The sequence below is a fragment of the Candidatus Rokuibacteriota bacterium genome, from assembly GCA_030647435.1.
GTDB lineage: Bacteria > Methylomirabilota > Methylomirabilia > Rokubacteriales > CSP1-6 > AR37.
On record JAUSJX010000107.1, the window covers coordinates 61360 to 82981 of the forward strand.

The following is a 21622-nucleotide window of genomic DNA, read 5'->3' on the forward strand; positions in this document are numbered from 1 at the left end:
ATGCTCGAATCGCTCCTCGAGTTTCTCATCCAGGGCGTGGTCCTCGGGGGGCTCTACGCGCTGTTTGCCGTCGGGCTCAGCCTGATCTTTGGCGTGCTCGACGTCATCAATGTCGCCCACGGCGAGTTCTTCGCCATCGGCGGCTATCTGGCCTTCACGGCCGTCGTGCTCCTGCATCTGCCCGGCGCCATGGGCATCCTCGGGGCGGCCGTCGGGACATTCCTGCTCGGGCTCTGCGTCTATCCGCTCCTGATCGCCCCGCTCAAGCGGCGGCTCGGGGGGCGGCCACAGGGGCCGCTCTATCTCGTGCTCACGCTCGGCCTGTCCACGTTTCTTCAGTCGAGCCTGCTGGCGATCGCGGGGGGCGATTATCTGCGGGTGCCGCCGCAAGTGAGCGGGATCCTCGACCTGGGCGTCACCGCGGTCAGCTTTCAGCGGCTCCTCGTGCTCGGGGTCGCGGCGTTGCTGCTCACGGGGCTCTTCGCGTTTCTCCGCTTCCATCCCGAGGGCCTTGCCGTGCGCGCCGTCTCACAGAATCCCGACGCGGCGCAGGCGATGGGCATCAACCTGCCGCGCATCTTTGCCTTCACGCTGGCCCTGGGGGTGGCGCTCGCGGGGGTGGGTGGCGCGCTGATGGCCCCGCTCTTCAATGTCTACCCGGCCGTCGGCTTCCCGCTGACCATCAAGGCCTTCGCTATCACCATCCTCGGCGGGATGGGCAACCCCGCGGGCGCGCTGGTGGCGAGCTTTGTCATCAGCATCGCCGAGTCGCTCTCCGTGATGGTGATCCCCTCGCAGTGGCAGAATCTCATCGCGTTCGCCGTGATGATCGTGATGCTCCTGCTCCGGCCCCGCGGCCTCTTCGGCCGCGCCGTCTCGCGATGACCCGCCGCGTGAGAGGGCTTCCGCTCGCGGTCGCCGCCGTCGCCGCCCTCCTGCCCGTGCTGCTGCCGCATCCGTTCGTGCTCACCATCGCGACACAGGCCGCGATCTGGGCGCTGCTGGCCGCGAGCTGGGATCTGCTGAGCGGCTATACCGGGCAGATCTCGTTCGGTCACGCCGGCTTCTTCGCGCTCGGGGCCTACGCCGCCGCCGCCGCGACCAAGCACGCCGACGTCTCACCGTGGCTCGGCCTGCTCATCGGCGCGACGATCGCCGCCGCCGTCGGGCTCCTCACCGGCTTCCCCGCCCTCCGGCTGCGCGGCCACTACCTGGCGCTCGTGACGCTCGGGCTCGCCGAGATCATCAGGCTCGTCGCCCAGAACTGGATGGCGCTCACGGGTGGCCCCTTCGGCATCCACGACTTCAGGAGCTTTTCGGGGCTTCCGGCCGCCGCGCTCGCCTACCGTCAGGCGATGTACGTGGTGGTCGTCGCCATCGTGGCCGTCTCCATCGCGGTCATGTACCTGCTCTGCGAGCGCACGAACGCGGGCAAGGCGTTCCGCGCCATCCGCGAGGACGAGGTCTTGGCGCAGACCCTCGGCATCGACACGACGAGGTACAAGCTCCTCGCCTTCGCAGTGAGCTCGGGCTTCGCGGGGCTGGCGGGCGGCCTTTACGCGTACTACGTGCAGCTCGTGAGCCCGTCGGTCGCCTCGGCGGCCACGACCTCGCTGGTCATCGGCATGGCGGTCTTCGGCGGCCTCGGGACGCTGTGGGGCCCGGTGCTCGGCGCCCTCCTGCTCTACGGCCTCTACGAGGGCTTGCGCTTCGTCGGCGTCGTGTACAACCTGGTCGCGGTGGGCCTCGTGATCATGGTCTTCGTCATCTTCTTCCCGCGGGGGCTGGCGGGCATCGGGAGATCCGCATGAGCTATCGGCTGGGAGTAGATGTGGGTGGCACCTTCACCGACCTCGTCCTCGTATCGCCCAGCGGCGTCGCGCGTACCTGCAAGGTGCTGTCGACGACCCCCAACTACGCCGAGGCGATCATCACGGGCGTCCGGCAGCTGACGGCCCTGGCCGGCATCCCCGCTCGCGACATCGGCGAGATCATCCACGGCACCACCGTCGCCACCAACGCCATCCTCGAGCGCCGTGGCGCTCGCGCGGGCCTCCTGACAACGGAGGGCTTCCGCGACCTGCTCGAGATCGGGCGCCTGCGCCTCTCCCGGCTCTACGACCTCGACTTCGAGCGCCCAGCGCCCCTTGTGCCCCGCCGGTGGCGCCGCGAGATCCGCGAGCGCATGAATCACCGCGGCGAGGTGGTCACGCCGCTCGACCGCGAGGGCGCGGCCGCCGCCATCGATCGCCTGCTCGCCGAGGGCGTGGAATCGATCGCGGTCTGCTTCCTGCACGCCTACGCCAACCCCACCCACGAGACCCAGGTGGGAGCGATGATCCGCGAGCGCGCGCCCCACGTGGCGCTCACGCTCTCGTCGGAGATCCTGCCCGAGATGCGCGAGTTCGAGCGCACGAGCACCGCCGTCACCAACGCCTACGTGATGCCCGTGATGGGCCGCTATCTCGCCTCGCTCGAGGGCGAGCTGCGCAAGCTGGAGGCCAACGCGCCACTGCTCATCATGCAGTCAAACGGCGGCGTCATGACGGCCGAGGGCGGCCGCCAGCGCCCCGTGCACGTCATCGAGTCGGGGCCCGCCGCCGGCGTCATCGCCACCGCCGCGCTCGCCCGCGCGATCGGCGAGCCCAACGCGCTCAGCATCGACATGGGCGGCACGACCGCGAAGGCCTCCATCATCGAGGGGTACGAGATCAAGCGCACCGGCGAATTCGAGATCGGCGGCTCGATGTCGCAGGGCAGCCGGCTCAACAAGGGCGGGGGCTTCCTGCTGCGCGTGCCCGCCATCGACATCGCCGAGGTCGGCGCGGGCGGCGGCAGCATCGTGAGCGTCGACGGCGCGGGGGCGCTCCACGTCGGCCCGCGGAGCGCCGGCGCCGTGCCCGGGCCCGTCTGCTATGACCAGGGCGGTACGGAGGTCACGCTCACCGACGCCAACGTCACGCTCGGCTACCTGCACCCCGAGCGCCTGCCGAGCGGCCTCCGCCTCGCCGCCGAGAAAGCGCGCCGCGCTCTCGCCGCGCAAATCGCGACGCCCCTCGGGATCGATCTGGCCGACGCCGCCCACGGCGTCTACCTGCTCGGGTGCGCGGGTATGGCGCGCGCGGTGCGCGCCGTCACCATCGAGCGCGGGCGGGACCCGCGCGAGTTCACGCTGGTGGCGTTCGGCGGCAACGGCCCGCTCTTCGCCGCCGAGATGGCCCGCTCGCTCGAGATCGGCACGATCTTGATCCCACCCGCGCCCGGCGTCTTCAGCGCCCTCGGCCTCCTCGAGGCCGAGCTGGAACATCACCTGGTCAAGACGTTCCTCCGGCCGCTCTTCGGCACGAAGCCGTCCGAGATCGGCGCCGCGGTGGCGGAGCTGGAGCGCGAGGCCGAGGCGCTCCTGCGCGGCGAAGGGAGCCGCGCGCAGGTGGAGATCGAGCGGGCCGTCGACCTCAAGTACCAGGGACAATCCTTCGAGCTGACGGTGCCGCTGCCGCCGTCCTGGACCGACGAGGCCCTGCGCCAACTGGCCGCCAGCTTCGGGCTCGAGCACGAGCGGACCTATGGCCACAAGGCGGAAGGCGATCCCATCCAGATGGTGAACCTGAGGCTCACCGCGCGCGTGCTGCGCCCGGCCGACCGCGCCGCGATCCGGCTTGAAGAGGATCGCACGGTCCGCGGCGGCGACCGTCGCGCCTACTTCGGACCCGCCCATGGCGAGATCGCGACGCCAGTCATCACACGGGCTGCGCTCGACGCGACGCCCCAACCTGGGCCGCTCCTCATCGATGAGTACGACGCCACCACGCTGGTCCCGCCGGGCTGCGCCGCCCGCCTGGACGCTCACGGCAACATCGTCATCACCACCGGAGGCACGCGATGAGCGCCCGCGATCTCAGCGATCCGATTCTCCTCGAGCTGGTGAAGAACGGCCTGGATGCAATCGTGGACGAGATGGCCATCGCGCTCGTGCGCACCGCCTACTCGAACAATCTCAAGAACGCGATGGACATGTCGTGCGCCCTCTGCGACGCTGACGGCCGCCTGATCGCCCAAGGCCTCACGCTGCCGCTGCACTTGGGCTCCATCCCCGACGCGATGGCCCAGGTGCGCCGCAAGTTCGGCGGGAGCCTCGAGCCCGGCGACGTGTTCATCCTGAACGATCCGTACGAGGGCGGGACTCACCTCCCCGACTTTTATATCTTCAAGCCCATCTTCGTGGATGTGCGCCTCGTCGGCTGGTCCACGAGCATCGGGCATCAGCTCGACGTGGGCGGCAAGACGCCCGGGGGCAACGGCTGCGACGCCACGGAGATCTTCCAGGAGGGCCTGCGTATCCCGCCGCTCCGACTCTACGCGGCGGGCAAGCCGGTGGATGCGGTGTTCGAGCTGATCGACCGCAACGTGCGCGTGCCACGCCAGGTGCTCGGCGACGTGCGCTCGCAGGTGGCCGCCTGTCTCACGGGTGAGCGCGGCTACCTGAAGCTGGCCGAGCAGTACGGCGCCGAACGCTTCGCGGCGTGTACGACGGCGCTGCTCGAGCAGGCCGAGCGGCTGGCGCGCAACGCCATCACCGCCATGCCCGACGGCCGCTACACGTTCACCGACTGGATGGACGACGACGGCATCGATCCCGACCCGATTCCGATCACCGTGGCCATCACCATCGCCGGCGACCGCCTCATCGCCGACTTCACGGGCTCGGCGTCGCAGGTGAAGGGCGCCATCAACTCGCCGCTGCCGTTCACCAAGTCCGCCGTCTATGCGTGCGTGCGCCATCTGGTCGGCGGCTCCCCGCCGAACAACGAGGGCTACTTCCGCCCGATCGAGGTGATCGCGCCGCCGGGCACCGTCGTCAACCCCGTCATGCCCGCCGCCGTCGCCGCCCGCGGCCTCACCGGCTTCCGCATGGCCAACGCGGTGTTCGGTGCCCTCGCCCAGATCGCGCCCGATCGGGTCTTCGCGTGCGAAGTGGGCGGCGACACGGGCGTGAGCTTCGGCGGCTACGACGCCGAACGCCGGCCCTTCGTCTTCCTCGAGTTCCTTTTTGGCTCCTGGGGGGGCCGCCCGACCAAGGACGGCGTCGACGCATGCAGCAGCTCCGTCGTGAACTTCTCCAACAATCCAGTCGAGATCATCGAGTCCGAGTACCCCCTCATGATCGAGCGTTACGGGTACCTGCCCGACACGGGCGGCCCCGGCAAGTTCCGCGGCGGCCTCGCCCTGGAGCGCCAGTACCGCTTCCTGGAAGCGGAAGGCACGCTCCAGCTCCGCACCGACCGCCGCCATCACCTGCCCTACGGTTTGGCCGGCGGGCGCTCGGGCACGCCGTCGCGCAACGTCCTGAACCCCGGCACGGACAGCCGCGAGCTGCCGGCCAAGTGCACGCTAACCGTGCGGCATGGCGATGTCTACCGCCACGAGCTAGCCGGCGCCGGTGGCTGGGGCGATCCGTTCGACCGCGATCCCGAGCATGTGCTACGGGACGTGATGGAGGAGAAGATCAGCGTCGCGTACGCGCGGCGGGAGTACGGCGTGGTAATCGACGAGCGCACGTGGAAGGTCGTGCCGGAGGAGACGGTGCGGCTTCGCGCGGCGGCGCGCACCCCGCGCTGAAGCTCCGAGGTGGTGGCGACTATCGCTTCGCGGGATCGGCACAGACGAGCGCGCAGAGCGCCTCGTGCTGTTCCGCTTCGAGCGCCGCGTCCCGGGGGATAGCGTTTCGGGACTTTAACGAACGCCGCCAGGCAGTTCAAGAACCACTTGATTCTTGAACGGGCCAACGCTGTTCATGTCCGGTCGTTGCGCGGGCCCTGGAGCTGCCGGAGGAGCTTGTCGATGTCGCACTGCCGCGTACCGATCAGACCCAGCGACACGACCTCGGCTCCACGGTCCTCCGGCGCGTAGGCGACGGCGATAGACTCCTTGTGGACGTCGAGACCCACGTACAGGGTTCTGCTAGACTCTTCCATGGCTGACCTCCAAGCTCGCAATTGTGCCAAGAGCACGTGGCGGCTCTGGCCTCACAAGGCTAACCCGTGTTGAGCTGAAGGTCAGCCTCTCTCCGCGGAAGCCATAATGTCTATGTTATCTACGCTCAGCGCGCCAGCCATTTGCTGGTGGACAACCGCAGGCCAGCCCAGGCGCGGCGCGCCGTGATCGAGGTGAGAGCGATGCGGTTGGCCGCCGCGCTGAGCAGGGAAAAGCTGGAGTTGGACGAGGGTCGGGCCGTAGTCGACCTGGAGGCCGGCGGGTGGCGGTTGCTCGAATTTGATATTCCACTTGTGAAATAACCCAAAAGAGAGGAGCGCGAGATGGGGAAACTCACAGGAAAGGTGGCGCTGGTGACCGGGGCGAGCCGGGGGATCGGCAAGGGTATCGCCAGGGGGATGGCCAGCGAAGGGGCCGCGGTGGTGATATCGGCCAGGGGGAGCGGGCCGCTGAGGCAGGTGGCCGCGGAACTAGAGAAAGAGGGTGCCCAGGTGCTGGCCGTGCCCACGGACGTGGGCGACGAGGCGCAGGTAGTGGCGCTGTTCCAGCAGGCCAAGGCGCGGTTTGGCCGGTTGGACGTCCTGGTCAATAATGCCGGGGCCTTTGACGGAGGACCTGTAGAGAGCCTCACCCTCGAAGCCTGGAACCGGGTCATCCTCGCCTGCTTGACCGGTGCCTTTCTGTGCACCCGCGAGGCGTTCAAGATCATGAAGCCCCGGGGCGCGGGGCGGATCATCAACATCGGCAGCATCTCGGCGCAGAAACCGCGGATGCATTCGGCCCCTTACACCGCGGCCAAGCACGGGATCTGGGGGCTGACGCAGGCCACGGCGCTGGAGGGCCGCGAGTACGGGATTGTAGTGAGCTGCCTGCACCCTGGCAATGTGATGGTGGAGCGGCGCCAGCAGGAGAATCTCGGCGGGATGCGGGAGGACAAGGCCGAGCCGATGATGAGCGTGGAAGAGCTGGCGGATGTGGCGGTGTACATGGCCTGTCTGCCTGGGCATGTCAATTTTCTGGAAGCGATTGTCCTGCCCAACACCCAGCTCTATGTAGGGAGGGGCTGAGGCGCGCTCCGCTGTGCTCAGTGACAATTACACTTGAGCATCCCAACGGGCGCGGCGCCGCGTCGTATCTGGCTGATAGTCCTAGGGTTAGGAGGGACCAGGGTACAAAGAGCTGGTCGAGCTGGTGCGGGAGCACATCGGGCCCGTCGCCGCCTTCAAGCTGGCGATGGTGGTCAAGCGCCTGCCGAAGACCCGCTCGGGCAAGATCCTGCGCGGGACCATGAAGAGGATCGCGGACGGGACGGAGTACGAGATGCCCGCCACCATCGACGACCCCGTCATCTTGGACGAGATCGCCGCGTGCCTGAAGAACGCCGGCTACCCGGGCAAGAGTGCCAGTGGGTAGGGACGGGGACGAGATGCCCTCGGGCCCGAGCGCCGCGCCTTGGCGCGACGCGTCTCGGGGGCTTGACAGGAGGGCGGCCGCGGCGTTCTCATAGACACGACGGAGGCTGAGGCGCCCGTCTCCGTCTTGCCGTCAACCCAACCTGGAGGTGCTATGGAGACGACTCCACCCGGCTCGTTAGGCGTGCCATCGGGTATGGTTCTCTCCTGATGGCGCGCGTCGGATTCAGAGTAGCGGCACACTGAGAGCCCGGCTTATCCGCCGGGCCATGCCCGGGTCCGAGGACCCGGCGCCTTGATTGACGAGGCCCGGACGGCGGCCACCGGAACCGCCTCCGGGCTTTCTTCTGTCTAGCCCTGTGAGGCCTCGGCCTTCGTGCCATGTGGACGTTGAGCGCGCGGCCGAGGGCGCCGTACCTGCGCAGATAGATCTTTTTCAGCAGCCTGGAGCGGCACGCCGTCGCGGTACGAGACCCAGTGGCCGAGCGTGGCCGTCACCCGCGTGCCCGGTGTGATGATGCGCGTGAGGTTGAGCGGATCGAAGGCGGACACCCGCAGGCCTGCCCGCTCGGAGCCTCGCGCCGGATCGACCGGACAGCCTCGAGCGCTTCGGGCGCGGCGAACTGCTCGCCGACAAAGCTGCCCACGAGGCGCCCGCCCCGCAGCTCGCCACGCATCTCGAGCCGCCGGTAGACGCGCAGGAAATCCCGCCAAGGCAAGAGCCCAAGGCAAGAGCTTGAGCCTCAGCCGGCCATGACTGAGAACGGGTGTTATGTTATCTGCGCGCAGGCCAGCCAGAATCTGTTGTGCCTGGCTGTGTCCAGGCGGTTGATGCCTTGCCTTGGCCGTGCCTGCCAGGGCCACGATTGCCGATACGGGATAGTCCACTCAGTTCGAAAGCCCAAGGCTCGCCAGCCAGCCCGCACCAGGGCGTGGCAGTCCCCTGGGTACGGAGTCAGGGCAGTGGTGCGCTTTGACACGGCCGTCCAACCCGCCTAGACTCCCGCCGAGTACTCCCCGGTGACCAGCAGGTTCTTCGGGAGGACCGCAATGAAGCTCCGGTCGGCCGGGCTCGTTCGTCGTGCTATACAGAACTACGCAGCCGGATGTCGCAGTTCAAGAGAGATAGAGTTCGCCGCATTAAATGAAGAAGAGATTTCGGGATCTGGCTGACACGTTGCATGGCAAATGCGAGGCGCTCCTTGCGATGCGTCCTGTCGCCGCCCGTGATATTCCAAGAGACACGCCGGTTGGCGGTGTGTATCTCTTCACGGAAGGCTCAACGCATCTCTACGCGGGTCGCACCAAGAGGCCGATCGCTGTCCGGATTCGGAACCACTTCAGCACGGCACCCGACTGTCCGTTTGCCTGGCTGCTTGCCCGCGAAGCCACGGGCAAGAAGGCCACGTATAAACCAGACGGATCGCGCAAGGCGCTGTTGGCCGACCCTGCTTTCAAGGCCGAGTATGAACGCGCGAAGAATCGGGTTCGGGAGATGAGCGTAAGATACCTCCACGAACCTGACCCAACCAGCCAAGCGCTCTTGGAGATCTACGTGGCCGTGACAACTGGGGTGCGATAGAACGATTTCGACACCCATTGAGACTGCGCATGCTATCCGGCGTGATAGACGTACTTGGACCGCCCGGCGCCGAACTTCACGCTGCACCGGACCTGCGGGCTCGCGCTGCTCGCCCTCCGGCCAGTGAGGGTGGGCGTTAGATGGCTTGCGGCGAGAGAGACAGATGACCACACTCGATCCACGAGCTACGGCTGTTCTCGTCATTGACGTGCAGGTCGGCGTGTTTGAGACTGATCCCCCACCGCTAGATAGCGCGGGTGTGCTGGCGCGTATCAACCAAGTTACCGCGTCAGCGCGCGCAGCGGGCGCTCCAGTTGTCTTCCTGCAGCATGACGGCGACCCCAAGGAGCAGTGGCTAACGCCGTTTACCGAGGCGTGGAGGCTGCACCCGGCCCTTCAGATCGAGAGTGAGGACTGCGTCATCCGGAAGACCGCGTGCGATGGATTCTACCGGACGGACTTGGATGACTATCTACGCGGCAAAGGGATCAAGGCGGTCGTCATGGTCGGCTATGCGACCGACTTCTGTGTTGACACGACGGTCCGCAGTGCGGCGAGTAGAGAGTTCAAGGTCATCGTTGTGTCGGACGCGCACACCACGAAGGACCGGCCCGTGCTGACGGCGGAGCAGATCAGAGCGCACCACCAATGGATGTGGTCGAGCCTTATTTGTCCGGAGGGCGTGGCGCTCATGTCCGCCGCCGAAGTCGGACGCAGTCTCATGGCAGAATGGTGATCACGGCCATCTAATGAGCGTTAGAAGGACAGGAGCGGAGGAGGTATTCATGGGCCGATCGTACGCCACGGAAAACGACGCTGAGCGGGCCCGACTAAAGGTCTTCGTAGCCGGACTGAGCGATGCCACGATCGCTTGCTCCATCGGCCATGGGTGGACGGTTGGCGTTGGTCTGGCACACTTGGCTTTCTGGGACAGGCTCTGGCTCACCAAGTTCGAGGAGTGGGAGCGGACGGGGGTGGTGAGGATACCGCCCGTGGAGAACTTCGTTAACGGAATCAACGATGGCATGCTGCCGTGGTGGCAGGCTATTGCGCCAGCCCAGATCAGGTACGAGGTGATCGCGGCTGCCGAGACGGCGGACAGCAAGGCTGAGAGCCTGCCTGAGGCATTGGTCGAGGCAATCCTCGCCGCGCGTCCGCGGACTCTTGTTCGTGCAACCCATCGCCGTCAGCACCTGGATGAAATCGAGCGCGCCCTTGCCGACTGATGGCGGGCCCGCAGCCGTTCGATTGAAGAAAGAGGACGACAGATGCCAGGAGCCAACATCATCGTCGCAACCCTATCAGACGAACATCTTGATTCGCTGCATCCTTTAGTGGACGAGTTCGCTTCAACCCACCGGTCTCTGCGATTCAAGGATGCCTACTGGACGTCATTCCGAGACGGGCTCGTGAAGAAGAGGAGCGATCAGGAGACCCGGGCCCTAACGGCCGAAGTTGACGGCGAGCTGTCCGGATTTGCGCTCGCCACCATACAGGAAAACGGTCCGCTGGTGATGCCAGAGAGAATCGGCTATGTGAGTCTCATCGTCGTTGCCCCGAAGTCGCGGCGTACGGGTGTCGGCGACGCCCTCTGGAACGGCATGCGGGATTGGTTCTTGTCGAGGGGTATACGAGACGTGGAGCTTTACACGGAGGTGGGGAACGACCTCTCGAACGCTTTTTGGGAACGCCGTGGGTTCACTGCCTTTTTGGTGAGGCGCCGGCGGAGCCTCATGACGGGGCCCTGACACGCTGAAACGGCTCACCGCTTGGCTCCACGTACAACCGCTTCTCGCCGTGACTCTCTGGCGAGGTATCTACCCAGGAGCCAAACTGGCGCTGCGCGAGATGCCGGTGTTCAGCTCTAAAACCCTTCTAGGACCCTCCTAACGACCCCCTCTGAGACCCTCGGGCTCAATCGAGTTTCCTGGGCGCGGTCGCGTCGCTATCAAACATGGGCATTGAAAGTCGCGTTCTATTCCCCATCTAACGTTCGGTCTGGAACGTTGGATTGACAACCCACCGCGCCGAGAGGCTGACCGAGCCTGCGAAATCCAGCACGAGGAGAGCGCGCGTGAGGAAGCGAGGCACCCCGCGAGGGGCCTCGGCGCTGTTCGCAACCGGTCCCTTGGGGTCGGGGGTCTGCGGCGGTAACGAGGGTGAAGACCCTCGGCCCGCTGCCGCCGTTCGCCCCTAGGCCTCGACTTGACCCACCCCTGGCCATCTGGCAGGGTCGGCGGCATGAGAGCGCCCGTTATCCGCGCTGTGCGGGCTTTATGCTAGCCGCGCTCCAACGATTCGCATTCGCGCGGTGTGTGCGATGACGCAGTCCACGGACTTGTTCGGTCCCGAGACCCTCGTGGCTGTTGACGCGGTTGGGCGAGCGCTCGAGCTCGCTCGGCATCGCGTCGGCGCGCAAGACATCACCTCGAAAGGCGCGCGCGATGTGGTGACGGCCACGGATGTCGAGGTTGAGGACGCGGTTCGCGGCATCGTGAGCAATGCACTGGGCTTTTCGGTGATAGGCGAGGAGCGTGGTGGCGAGGCTCCAGCCGATGGCTCGCCCTATTGGCTTCTCGATCCCATCTGCGGGACCCGCAACTTTGCTTCCGGAATGCCCCTCTACTGCGTGAATCTGGCGCTCGTGGAGGGCGATCAGGTCACCGTCGCTGTCGTCGGCGATCCATCAACGGACGAGATCCATGTCGCGGAGCGGGGCCGAGGCGCCTGGGCATTGAAGGACAGCGCCCGACGCGCGCTCACTACTAGCGACGAGAGTCGGACCATCGTCATTGAGGACGGCAAGTCGAGCGCCGCTCGTCGCGAGCACGCCGCGCAGTTCACTGCCTCGGCGATCCTGGCGGATCGATGGGACTTCCGGTCATTGGGAACCACGTTGGCGCTGTCGTACCTGGCCGCCGGCCGAATCTCGGCCTACGTCGTCTTCTGGGCCTCGGCAATCCACACCGGTGCAGGCAGCCTCCTCGTCACCGAGGCGGGCGGAACCCTGTCCGATATCGACGGCCGACCTTGGACGATCCATTCGGATTCGGTCGTCGGCAGCGCCACTCCCGATCTCCACCGAGAGCTGCTCGACCTTGCCCGCGCCGCCTTGGACCTCCCGCTCTGAAGTGCTTCCGAACACCGGAGAGTGGACGCGCACCGAAGGATGTGTCAGGGCGCGCCCCCCCCCCACGGCAAGGACACGCGCGGAACCGGCTATCGAAGTCGTCCGGGCAGGTCGACTCCGGGCCGGCCGCCAGGGAGAGGATCTCGAACCAGCCTCAGAGTTCAAATCCCCGGGTACACGTTGTTGAGTCAACATCCTCGAAGTGCGTGATTCGGAACAGCTAGCGCGTGACGGACTGTAAACACGGGTTCGAATCCCGTTGGGGACCCGAACCCGTGTCCAAGCCGGCTGGAGCTCGGGAAGCCGAAATGGCTAAAGAATAAGATCAATCCAGATTTGACACCCCCGGCAGAGCGACCGGCCGGGGCCCTGACCTTCGGGTGGAACACCCAAGGGTCGGCGGCGCTCCGACTTGGACCAGCGACCCAGGAAGACGGGGCGCTCGGGGCTGGGGCATATAAGTCACCTTACATACCCTGAGGTCGTACGAGCCGTCGCACGGTTGACTCGGACTGTACTCGGACCGAGTGATCTGGAATCATCGACCTCAAGCGGTGTTCGCCAAGGACTACGACGATGTCTAAGGCTGCAAATGACAACGGATCGCGACGAATCATGTATCTGAGGGAGGGGATGGGGTCGGATCTGAAAATCCTGGTGTCGGCGGTTCAATCCCGTCCCTGCCCACCACTATTTTCAACAAGTTGCCCACCGGTCAATTTCCTTCGATGTGAGTTTGTGCCCAGATTTGTGCCCATCTCGGGCACGCTCCAGCGCAGTCCAGCGCACGTCAGTGGTCCAGGCCGTCGCGACCCCTTCCGTCCAGATCCAACTCGAACGCGCCTTACTGACCGGCTCCTGTCTTCTTCTTCGGGCCCCGGTTTGACCTGCCCCCGGCGATCTGGCAGGATCGGCGCGATGGTAGCGGCCGTGATCCGCCGTGATCCGCAGAGTGGGGATGGCCCCCAAGGGCTGCGCCACGACCGAGAATGGCCTTTCCGTCTCTACGCCCTCGATGTCCTGGAAGGGGAGGCTCCAATTCCAGAGCCGAAGATTCACTGACACCAACCAGCACCAGAGGAGGGAGCCATGGAAGTAAGCCGAAGAGCGTTTCTCGCCGCAGGAACCACGGCCGCGACGCTGGCGGTGACGCCGCGCGCATTCGCGCAATGGCAGCCGAGTCAGCGCTACCCAGACCCGTCGGTCCAGATCGTCGACCAGAGCTTCGCGCGCTACCGGCTCGGCCTCGCCAAGGTCGAACGGCTCGCGACGGGGCTCCGCTGGTGCGAAGGACCGGTCTGGTTCGGTGACGGGCGCTATCTGCTCTGGAGCGACATCCCGAACAACCGCATCATGCGGTGGGACGAAGAGACCGGCGCGGCGAGCGTGTTCCGCAAGCCGTCGAACTTCGCCAACGGCAACACGCGTGACCGGCAGGGGCGCCTGCTCACCTGCGAGCACGGCACCCGGCGCGTGACGCGCACCGAGTACGACGGCACGATCACCGTCATCGCGGACCGCTTCGAAGGGAAGCCCCTCAACGCGCCGAACGACATCGTGTGCAAGTCCGACGGTTCGATCTGGTTCACCGACCCGCCGTTCGGCATCCTCGGCTTCTATGAGGGCTACGTCGCCAAGCCCGAGCTGCCGACCAACGTGTACCGGGTGGACGGCAAGACCGGTCGGATGACGGTGGCGACGGGTGACATCAATCGGCCGAACGGGCTGGCCTTCTCCCCCGACGAATCGAAGCTCTACTATCGTCGAGGCGGGCGTCTTGCCGCGCGTCATCCACGTGTACGACGTGGTGGACGGCGGCACCCGGCTCAGCAACAAGCGCAAGTTCCTCGACGCGGGCCCCGGCACGCCGGACGGGTATCGCTGCGACGTGGACGGCAACCTCTGGTGCGGCTGGGGCATGGGCAAGGAAGGGCTCGATGGCGTGTCGATCTTCAACCCGGATGGCAAGCTCATCGGCCGCATCGATCTGCCCGAGCGCTGCGCAAACCTCTGCTTCGGCGGCACCCATCGCAATCGGCTCTTTATGGTCGCGAGCACGTCGGTCTATTCGCTCTACGTGAACACCCAAGGCGCGCCCGGAGGTTGAAACCTTGGACGCTTGCAAGAGAGGACAAGGAGGTTGCCCAGTCGCTCCTCTACCTTGTCAGCCGCGCGCTCGAGACGTGCCACAAGATGCCGCTGCTCGGCATGGAACTGGCCTGGACGCCCCGCGACGCGGCGAAGCACTGGAACCGCGAGAAAGCTGAGCCGATGAAGAAGACCATCGCCCGGCTCGCCAAGGCCGGAGCGCGGACGGTCTTCCACGACAAGTCGCGAGAGACCGTGAGCGACGGCCGGAAGAAGATCAAGCTTGCGCACGGCTCGTTCGACAACGACGTGGAGGCCGTCTCCCGAATGCACGCCACGATCCTCGGCCGAAAGACGCTCCCAACGGCCCGATGGTCACGCCGACCGCACGCTCGAGGCGAGCTGGCGTCGCCAGCGAGTCGTAAACGAGCGGTTCGACTATCCAATCGGACTTCCTCAGGCCACCGAACATGGCGAACGGCTTCTTGCCTTCTTCGATAATCGGCACGAGGGGTATTCCGTAGTTCGGTGCTATCGCTTGTAACTCCAACGCGGCCGATCTCGGGTTCGTGATGTCGGCGATGATGAACACACTCATGCCAGCACGCCGGCGTCGTGCGCCCCGTCAAGCTCTGCGCACCTTGACCGAGTAGTTTCCCATTCCACTCCCACGGTTGTAGTGCCGCACCTGCACGAAGTAGTCGCCGGCGATCAGGTCCGCCGCGATTCGGGCGTTGGTGTCGACGCCGGAATCATCGTCCTCCGCGATAAGCGCCGTATGGCTGCTCGGGCCGAATAGCTTCATGACCACGTCGGTGGGGCCGCGCGTGTCGATGACGTGGCGGCCGTCCGTCGCAGCTGTGAACCGGTAGAGATCCTCCTCGCCGACCTGGCCGATCGAGGCCTGCGTCCGGAGTTGGGCGTTGACCTTGAGTTCCTTCGCGCCCGCCGGCGTAACGCCGGTCTTGGGATACATCTTGGCTCCCGCGATGAACTCCTTGTCGATGCGCGAGAGGATCTCGTTGGCCTTGGTGTCGATGCCGTTCAGAGTCCACGAGGCCGGGAAGAAGTACAGCATGATGGAATCCCGGTCGAATCCGGTGCCGTTGATCTGGTCGGCGGAGTACTTGCGCAGCACGTTGTGGCGCGCCGTCGCCTCGTCCCAGAAGTTCGGCGACTTGGCCAATTCGGTGATGACGACCTGCTCGTTCCACTGAATGCCTCCGGCGGGGTTCTGGTGCTCGTGGGCGAGCCCGATGGCGTGCCCGAATTCGTGCGCCGCCGTGCCGCCGTCGAGAAAGCCGAGGTTCATCGTGGGCTCGTTCGTCGGGATTCCGCGGCAGTCGGTACCAACGTAGGACCAAGCGCCGTCGCCGGGATCGAACGTGATGCGGATCTCCGCGGCGGGCGCGTCGTTGAAATTGAGCTTGAGGTTGGCGACTTGCGCCCACCAGCCTGCCTGCTCGCGCGCTACGGCCTTCTCGGCGGGGGTTCCAGCCATGAACCGCACGCGAAGAGTAGAGCCGTTCATCCAGGTCTTACCGATCGGCGATATGGCACGTACGGGGCCGCCGCGCCGATGCGTGGTGGGTTGGAAGCGCATCAACTCACGAGGAAGGACGCGGTCAAAGCAAACCTTGGGTCGCGCGGCCATGTGACTCTCCTTGTGTGCCGGGTTAAACCGGCGAAGTGTTGCGAATGAAAGAGCCGAACGGTGAAGGGCCAGCGACCCACACCGGCCCGGAGGCATGCGTCGGCGTCCGCGAGGGCGAGGGCGAAACGTTGACACGGGGACGTGCAGGCCGGGTATTCAGCCGCGAAAGACCCTTGCTCTGGAGCGCCGACGCTGTAAGGAGAAGCGGAAGGTGATATCCGACGCGTCGCCAGCGCGAGACGGCGCGGAGCTCCGCGCGGTCAGAGACCCCGGGCATGCCCGGACACACCTCGCGCGAAAACCGGGCGAGCCCTTGGTCGCCCCCGGTGGATGGCACCGGGGGCCGCGTCGGGAAGTCTACGGACGCACGCCGATGATGGACGGCCAGGGGCAGTCGGACAGGCCCGGAGTACCGACGAAGTCTCCGAACAACGCCGGGCAACCGGTCGCGGAGGGGATGGAGGGAAGGGGTCTGGCCAAAGGGAACCCGAGCCAGCAAAACGTGCCCCGAGCGGAGCACCGGGACGGCGCGCGCAGTGCGCTGGAGCGGGTACGTGGAGTTGCGGAACGGGACAAGCAGGTGCGGTTCACGACGCTCTTGCACCACGTGTACCACGTCGAGCACCTGAAAGCGGCGTACTACGCGCTGAAGCGGGACGCTGCCGCTGGGGTCGACGGCGAGATGTGGGGGCACTACGGGCAGACCCTCGGGGCAAACCTCGCTGCCGTCGCCGCCGGTCAGGAACTCGGGGATAGGCTCGTCGTCGGACAGTGCAGGGTCCGGTCTCCACGGATCGCCGAGTTGGACAAGCAACTTGCGCAGATCGCCGATCGTCTTGGGCGGCTCGCTTCGGACGCCGCCTTTGCGCTCGCGTGGAGGCTTCTTCTTCATGTCTGAGTCCTACCACGACAACATCACTGCTAGTCGTGACCCGTCATGTGCACAGTAGATCGGCGAATTTCGGGTAAGGTCACTCGCCCGATGTTGAAAGACTGAACTAGATCGTCACCATAGTCAACATGCTCTAAGCGGCATCCACCTTCGTACGTCGAGTAGCGTAGAGACTTCTGACTGGCTGACCGTCTAGTAAGCTCAATGGCGGCCGCCTAGAATGCTCAATTCGAACTCGTCCGCGCATCGGAGCCGCGTGAAACCGTGGCTCAAAACGCCACACGTGAGGAACTCGCGGAACTCCTGCTCGACGAAGCGAGGGAGGCCGTGTTTGAGGCCGCGGTCCGAGACTTCGCGCAGGAGGGACTCGAGGTGCTCGCCAATGATGGCGTGGAGCACGGAGTGCTCGGTGTCGCGCGGTCGATTACGGAGGGTGGACCAGGGCCACGTCCGTGGGTACCGCGTGCCGGGGACGACGCCAATGCCCAGAGATAGATACATGGCTCCAGCACCGGGGCAGGTTTGTCAGGATCGCCGGCGCCCACTGCTTCCGCGACGACGTCGATCATCGGGGTGCGGCGCTGCGGTCTTGATCGCCCCCCTCTCGGGGAGGGCGTGCGTGCGACCCCATGCGGTCTAGGGCTGGAATCCGGATCGGATGGCTGTCACCGAGATTGTCACTCACACGGCGCGACGGCCCGCAATTGGCCGCAACATAGCGCGACGACAGCGTCGTGCCGCCGACACCGCAAGTCATTGAGAACATGAGCGACGCGGACGATTGAACGTGAGAACTGAAAATCCTGGTGTCGGCGGTTCAATCCCGTCCCTGCCCACCATTTCTTTCACTCACTTGCCCGTCACCGAATTCTTCCCGGTTTGAGTTTGTGCCCAACTCGGGAACACTCCAGAGCATTCCAGCGCACGTCACGTGGTCTAGGCCGTCGCGACCCCCCCCTTCCAGATCCGACTGGAACGCGCCTTACTGACCGGCTCCTGTCTTTTTCTTCGGGCCCCGGTTTGACTTGTCCCGCGCGCTCTGACAGGATCGGCGCGAGATGCCACGGTTCATTCGCGCTGTGACACGGCCGCCGTGTCCGAGAACGGGTGTTATGTTATCTACGTTCCGCGCCTTCCGACTGGAGCGCCTGGACAAGGAGGGTGTGCCCGTAAAGCTCTCCGAGACGCCCGGCGCGGTGGACCGCGCGGCGCCGCTCCTCGGCCAGCATACCGAGGAGATCCTGATCGAGCTCGGATACACCGAGACGGAACGCCGCGGCCTCGAGGCCGAGGGCGTCGTTCAACGCTGGCCGATACCAGGAGGGAAGGCTCAATGAAGACCCGGACGCTCGCCCTGCTCTGTGCCCTCGCCGTGCTCGTCCCCGGGCTCGCCGCGCTCGCGGTCGCCCAGGCCAAATATCCGTCGAAGACCATGGAGGTGGTCGTGCCCTACTCCCCCGGCGGCGGCACCGACAACCTCATGCGGATGATCACGGGCATCATCGAGGAGAACAAGTGGTCGCCGGTGCCGATCAACGTCAACAACCGCACGGGCGGCAGCGGCGCCGTCGGCTACACCTACCTGATCGGCAAGAAGGGTGACTCCCACGTGGTGGCCGGCGCCACGCCCATGGTCGTGTCCGGGAAGCTGGAAGGGCGCCTCCCGGGCGACCACCGCGACGTGATGACCATCCTCATGATCGTGGCCATCGACGACCTCATGCTCTCGGTGCGGACGGAGTCGCCCTTCAAGACCATCGACGACTTCGTCAAGGCCGCGCGCGAGAAGCCGAGCGTGCTCACCGTCGGCGGTACCGGGACCAATACCGAGGACCACATCTTCCACTATCTCTTCGAGCACGCGGCCAAGATCAAGGTGAAGTACGTGCCGTTCAACTCAGGCGGCGAGGTGACCACCGCCCTCATGGGCGGGCACATCGACGCCGCGGTGGAGAACCCCAACGAGATCGTGGCCCAGGTCGAGGCCAAGAAGGCGCGCAATCTCGCGGTGGCCTCCCGCAAGCGGCTCACCGACGCGGCCGACGTGCCCACCTTCGCGGAGCGGGGCTACGAGTTCTTCTGGGAGCAGCTGCGCGGCGTGGTGGGGCCGGCGGGCATGAGCCCGGAGGCCGTGAAGTGGTGGCAGGACACGCTCAAGAAGGTGACCGAGAACAAGAAGTGGCAGGAGTTGTACATCAAGCGCAACCTCCTGACGCCCACCGCGTGGACGGGGGAGGAGGCCAACAAGTACCTCGATGGCCTCAACGCCAAGTACGAGAAGGCGCTCGGGGACCTCGGCGCGCTGAAGAAGAAGTAGCGCGCGTGCGGCGCGCGGACCAGATCGCCGGCGCCGGGCTGCTCCTGCTCGGCGTGGCGTTCGCGGGAGCAGGGCTCCGGAACTACACCTACTGGGGCGCCGCCGGTCCCGGCTCGGGCTTCCTCCCGTTCTGGCTCGGCGTCACCATGGCCGTCCTCGCCGCCTGGCTCCTGATCGGGGCGACGCGGGCGCGCACCTCGGGCGGCCGCTGGCTGCCGGAGGGGGCCGGGCTGCGGCGCCTCCTCATCGTGCTCGGCGTGACGGCGGGCCTGATCGCCGTCCTCAAGATCGTGGGGATGGCGGTGGGCACCGTGCTCTTCCTCGTCGCCATCCTCCGCTTCGTCGAGCGCATGCGCTGGCGGTCCACCCTCGCCATCGCCGTCGGCACCGCCGCCGTCAACTACCTCATCTTCACCTACTGGCTGCGCGTGCCCTTCCCCGTGGGCGTGCTGGGCTTCTGATGGACTTCCTCGCCAACCTCTCGCTCGGCTTCTCCATCGCCTTCACGCCGTTCAACCTGCTCATGGCGGCGGCGGGGGTGACGCTCGGCACCTTCATCGGCGCCCTGCCGGGGATCGGCCCCGTCTCGGGCGTCGCGCTCCTCCTGCCGCTCACCTTCGGCATGGACCCCGTCTCGGGCATCATCATGCTCGCCGCGCTCTATGCCGGCTCCATGTACGGCGGCACCATCACCTCGGTGCTCATCAATACCCCGGGCGAATCCGCCTCGGTGGTGACCTGCATCGACGGCTACCAGATGGCGCTGCAGGGGCGGGCGGGGCCGGCGCTCGGGGTCGCCGCCATCGGCTCCTTCGTCGCCGGCACCATCGGCGTCGTGCTCCTCATGCTGATGTCGCCGCTCCTCGCGCGCTGGGCGCTCTCGTTCGGCCCGCCCGAGACCTTCGCCCTCATGCTGCTGGGGCTCACCACGGTGACCGGGCTCACCGGCGACCACGCGCTCAAGGGCTACATGAGCATGGTCTTCGGGCTCATGCTCGCCATGGTGGGGTTCGACATCATCTCGGGCGACGCGCGCTACGCCTTCGGCATCAACGAGATGCTCGACGGCGTGGAGTTCCTGCCGGTGGCCATCGGGCTCTTCGGGCTGGGGGAGGTGCTGGTCGGCGCCGAGCAGGTCACCGACATGCGGATCCTGAGAGCCCGGTACGGCATCCGCGACGTGATGCTCACCGCCGCCGACTGGGCGCGCAGCCGCGGGGCCATCGCCCGCGGGACCGCGCTCGGCTTCCTCATCGGCGTGCTGCCCGGTGCGGGGCCCACCATCGCCTCCTTCCTCGCTTACACGCTGGAGAAGAAGGTGTCGAAGCATCCCGAGGAGTTCGGGCGCGGCGCCATCGAGGGGGTGGCGGCGCCCGAGTCGGCGAACAATGCCGCCTCCTCGGCGGCCTTCGTGCCGATGCTCACCCTCGGCATCCCGGGCTCCGCCACCACCGCGGTGATGCTGGGCGGGCTCATGATGTGGGGCCTGCGGCCGGGACCGCTCCTCTTCGAGAAGAACCCGGATTTCGTGTGGGGCCTCATCGCCTCGCTCTACATCGCCAACGTGATGCTCCTCGTGCTGAACATCGCCTTCATCCCCATGTTCGTCCGGGCCCTCCGCATTCCCTACGGCGTCCTCATGCCGCTGATCATCATCTTCTGCGTCACCGGCGCCTACTCGCTCAACAACAAGGTCTGGGACGTGGGCGTGATGCTGGTCTTCGGCGGGCTCGGCTACGTGATGAGGAAGCTCGACTATTCCCCCGCCGCGCTCACGCTCGCCCTCGTCCTGGGTCCCCTCGCGGAGCGCGCGCTCCGGCAGTCGCTCATCATCTCGGACGCGGGGGTCGCGATTTTCTTCACGCGGCCCATCTCGGCGGTGCTCACCCTGCTCGCGCTGTCCGCCGTCGCCGTCCCCGCGGCGCGCGCGCTCCGACAGGCGGTGCGCGGCCGCGCCCGGGCCGCGGCGGCCTGAGAGGCCGTGGCCGAGGACCGCTACGGGCTCCCCCTCACCTCCGACTCCGCCCGCGCGGAGCCGGCTCCCTGCGATGTACGGCGTCAGGGAGTACGCGGAGGCCGGGGGTCTGATGGCCTATGGAGCCAATCTGTCCGATATGCACCGGCTCGGAGCGTCCTTCGTAGACAAGATCCTGAAGGGCGCCAAGCCTGCCGACCTCCCCGTGGAGCAGCCGACGAAGTTCGAGCTGGTCATCAACCGTGCGTCCAGAGAAAGCTGACGTGTTCAGCGGGAGACAGCCCCGCCGGGGTAAGAGCCAGAGCCCCGTAACTTGGGTGGCAGGGTGGAGGGAAACCAAGACTCTGAAGCCCACCGACGAAGCCATCGAAAGGATGGTGTGTGAGTCCCCGGGCCGTAACGGAAGTGAACGCACAGGTGGCCCCGACATACCAAAGCCCCGGAGGCCGAGCCTCACGGTTGAGAGGCGAAGGCAGCATGGTCCGTCGCATCTGGCTGACGCGGCGGGACACTCCGGCGGGGTGAGAGCGACGGCACGGTGACCAGGACACGTCGAGCGACTGGAGAAGCCCTCCTCG

19 protein-coding genes and 4 pseudogenes are annotated in these 21622 nt (G+C 66.4%); 19 read left to right on the forward strand and 4 right to left on the reverse strand.

What is annotated here, in order from left to right:
* From Q7W02_19115 to Q7W02_19130, 4 genes are read left to right on the forward strand one after another with little or no spacing between them, the layout of a single operon-like run.
* Entirely contained in the window at nucleotides 1-885 is an 885-nt protein-coding gene (locus Q7W02_19115; protein MDO8478267.1) for a branched-chain amino acid ABC transporter permease, read from the forward strand.
* Nucleotides 886-893: 8 nt separating this feature from the next.
* A complete protein-coding gene (locus tag Q7W02_19120) occupies nucleotides 894-1811 on the forward strand; it encodes a branched-chain amino acid ABC transporter permease (protein MDO8478268.1) in 918 nt (305 codons plus the stop codon).
* Nucleotides 1808-3886, forward strand: a complete 2079-nt coding sequence (locus Q7W02_19125) for a hydantoinase/oxoprolinase family protein (protein MDO8478269.1) — start codon at nucleotides 1808-1810, stop codon at nucleotides 3884-3886. Before Q7W02_19120 ends, Q7W02_19125 begins: the two co-directional genes overlap by 4 nt.
* Entirely contained in the window at nucleotides 3883-5619 is a 1737-nt protein-coding gene (locus Q7W02_19130) for a hydantoinase B/oxoprolinase family protein (protein ID MDO8478270.1), read from the forward strand. The genes Q7W02_19125 and Q7W02_19130 overlap by 4 nt, the downstream gene beginning before the upstream one ends.
* A 173-nt stretch (nucleotides 5620-5792) precedes the next feature.
* Here the strand turns inward: Q7W02_19130 and Q7W02_19135 are convergent, their stop codons facing one another.
* A complete protein-coding gene (locus tag Q7W02_19135; protein MDO8478271.1) occupies nucleotides 5793-5975 on the reverse strand; it encodes a hypothetical protein in 183 nt (60 codons plus the stop codon).
* A gap of 363 nt (nucleotides 5976-6338) precedes the next feature.
* Between Q7W02_19135 and Q7W02_19140 the strand changes: the two genes are divergently transcribed.
* Nucleotides 6339-7061, forward strand: a complete 723-nt coding sequence (locus Q7W02_19140) for an SDR family oxidoreductase (protein ID MDO8478272.1) — start codon at nucleotides 6339-6341, stop codon at nucleotides 7059-7061.
* Between the two features lie 106 nt (nucleotides 7062-7167).
* Nucleotides 7168-7407, forward strand: a pseudogene (gene prpE, locus Q7W02_19145) (propionyl-CoA synthetase).
* 350 nt (nucleotides 7408-7757) lie between these two features.
* Here prpE and Q7W02_19150 read toward each other — a convergent pair.
* Nucleotides 7758-8128, reverse strand: a pseudogene (locus Q7W02_19150) (hypothetical protein).
* A 422-nt stretch (nucleotides 8129-8550) separates the two neighbouring features.
* On the opposite strand from Q7W02_19150, the gene Q7W02_19155 reads away from it, so the two are divergent.
* From Q7W02_19155 to Q7W02_19185, 7 genes and pseudogenes are all read left to right on the forward strand, one after another.
* Complete coding sequence (locus tag Q7W02_19155) at nucleotides 8551-8988, forward strand: hypothetical protein (GenBank protein MDO8478273.1); 438 nt, start codon at nucleotides 8551-8553, stop codon at nucleotides 8986-8988.
* A 163-nt stretch (nucleotides 8989-9151) separates the two neighbouring features.
* Nucleotides 9152-9724, forward strand: a complete 573-nt coding sequence (locus Q7W02_19160; protein MDO8478274.1) for a cysteine hydrolase family protein — start codon at nucleotides 9152-9154, stop codon at nucleotides 9722-9724.
* A gap of 49 nt (nucleotides 9725-9773) precedes the next feature.
* Entirely contained in the window at nucleotides 9774-10214 is a 441-nt protein-coding gene (locus Q7W02_19165) for a maleylpyruvate isomerase N-terminal domain-containing protein (protein MDO8478275.1), read from the forward strand.
* Nucleotides 10215-10256: 42 nt separating this feature from the next.
* Nucleotides 10257-10736 (forward strand): GNAT family N-acetyltransferase, encoded by a 480-nt coding sequence (locus tag Q7W02_19170; GenBank protein MDO8478276.1) that lies wholly within the window; start codon nucleotides 10257-10259, stop codon nucleotides 10734-10736.
* Nucleotides 10737-11308: 572 nt separating this feature from the next.
* Nucleotides 11309-12118: an inositol monophosphatase gene (locus Q7W02_19175; GenBank protein MDO8478277.1), complete on the forward strand. Its 810-nt coding sequence runs from the start codon at nucleotides 11309-11311 to the stop codon at nucleotides 12116-12118.
* Between the two features lie 1089 nt (nucleotides 12119-13207).
* Nucleotides 13208-14225 (forward strand): annotated as a pseudogene (locus Q7W02_19180) (SMP-30/gluconolactonase/LRE family protein).
* 86 nt (nucleotides 14226-14311) lie between these two features.
* Nucleotides 14312-14707 carry a hypothetical protein gene (locus tag Q7W02_19185; GenBank protein MDO8478278.1) on the forward strand — a complete coding sequence of 132 codons (396 nt, stop codon included), beginning with the start codon at nucleotides 14312-14314 and terminating at the stop codon, nucleotides 14705-14707.
* Between the two features lie 124 nt (nucleotides 14708-14831).
* Here Q7W02_19185 and Q7W02_19190 read toward each other — a convergent pair whose 3' ends face one another.
* Nucleotides 14832-15860: a M12 family metallopeptidase gene (locus Q7W02_19190; protein ID MDO8478279.1), complete on the reverse strand. Its 1029-nt coding sequence runs from the start codon at nucleotides 15858-15860 to the stop codon at nucleotides 14832-14834.
* A 373-nt stretch (nucleotides 15861-16233) separates the two neighbouring features.
* Between Q7W02_19190 and Q7W02_19195 the strand changes: the two genes are divergently transcribed.
* Nucleotides 16234-16758: a hypothetical protein gene (locus tag Q7W02_19195; GenBank protein ID MDO8478280.1), complete on the forward strand. Its 525-nt coding sequence runs from the start codon at nucleotides 16234-16236 to the stop codon at nucleotides 16756-16758.
* Between the two features lie 195 nt (nucleotides 16759-16953).
* Here Q7W02_19195 and Q7W02_19200 read toward each other — a convergent pair whose 3' ends face one another.
* Nucleotides 16954-17151, reverse strand: coding sequence for a hypothetical protein (locus tag Q7W02_19200; protein MDO8478281.1), 198 nt, complete (start codon nucleotides 17149-17151; stop codon nucleotides 16954-16956).
* 713 nt (nucleotides 17152-17864) lie between these two features.
* On the opposite strand from Q7W02_19200, the gene Q7W02_19205 reads away from it, so the two are divergent.
* The 5 genes and pseudogenes from Q7W02_19205 (at nucleotide 17865) to Q7W02_19225 (ending at nucleotide 21306) form a co-directional block, all read left to right on the forward strand.
* Nucleotides 17865-18089, forward strand: coding sequence for a hypothetical protein (locus Q7W02_19205; GenBank protein MDO8478282.1), 225 nt, complete (start codon nucleotides 17865-17867; stop codon nucleotides 18087-18089).
* Nucleotides 18086-19069 (forward strand): tripartite tricarboxylate transporter substrate-binding protein, encoded by a 984-nt coding sequence (locus Q7W02_19210; GenBank protein MDO8478283.1) that lies wholly within the window; start codon nucleotides 18086-18088, stop codon nucleotides 19067-19069. The genes Q7W02_19205 and Q7W02_19210 overlap by 4 nt, the downstream gene beginning before the upstream one ends.
* A 5-nt stretch (nucleotides 19070-19074) precedes the next feature.
* Nucleotides 19075-19530, forward strand: coding sequence for a tripartite tricarboxylate transporter TctB family protein (locus tag Q7W02_19215; protein ID MDO8478284.1), 456 nt, complete (start codon nucleotides 19075-19077; stop codon nucleotides 19528-19530).
* Nucleotides 19530-21044 (forward strand): tripartite tricarboxylate transporter permease, encoded by a 1515-nt coding sequence (locus Q7W02_19220; GenBank protein MDO8478285.1) that lies wholly within the window; start codon nucleotides 19530-19532, stop codon nucleotides 21042-21044. The genes Q7W02_19215 and Q7W02_19220 overlap by 1 nt, the downstream gene beginning before the upstream one ends.
* A gap of 70 nt (nucleotides 21045-21114) precedes the next feature.
* A pseudogene (locus Q7W02_19225) lies at nucleotides 21115-21306 on the forward strand (ABC transporter substrate binding protein).
* Nucleotides 21307-21622: the final 316 nt, after the last annotated feature.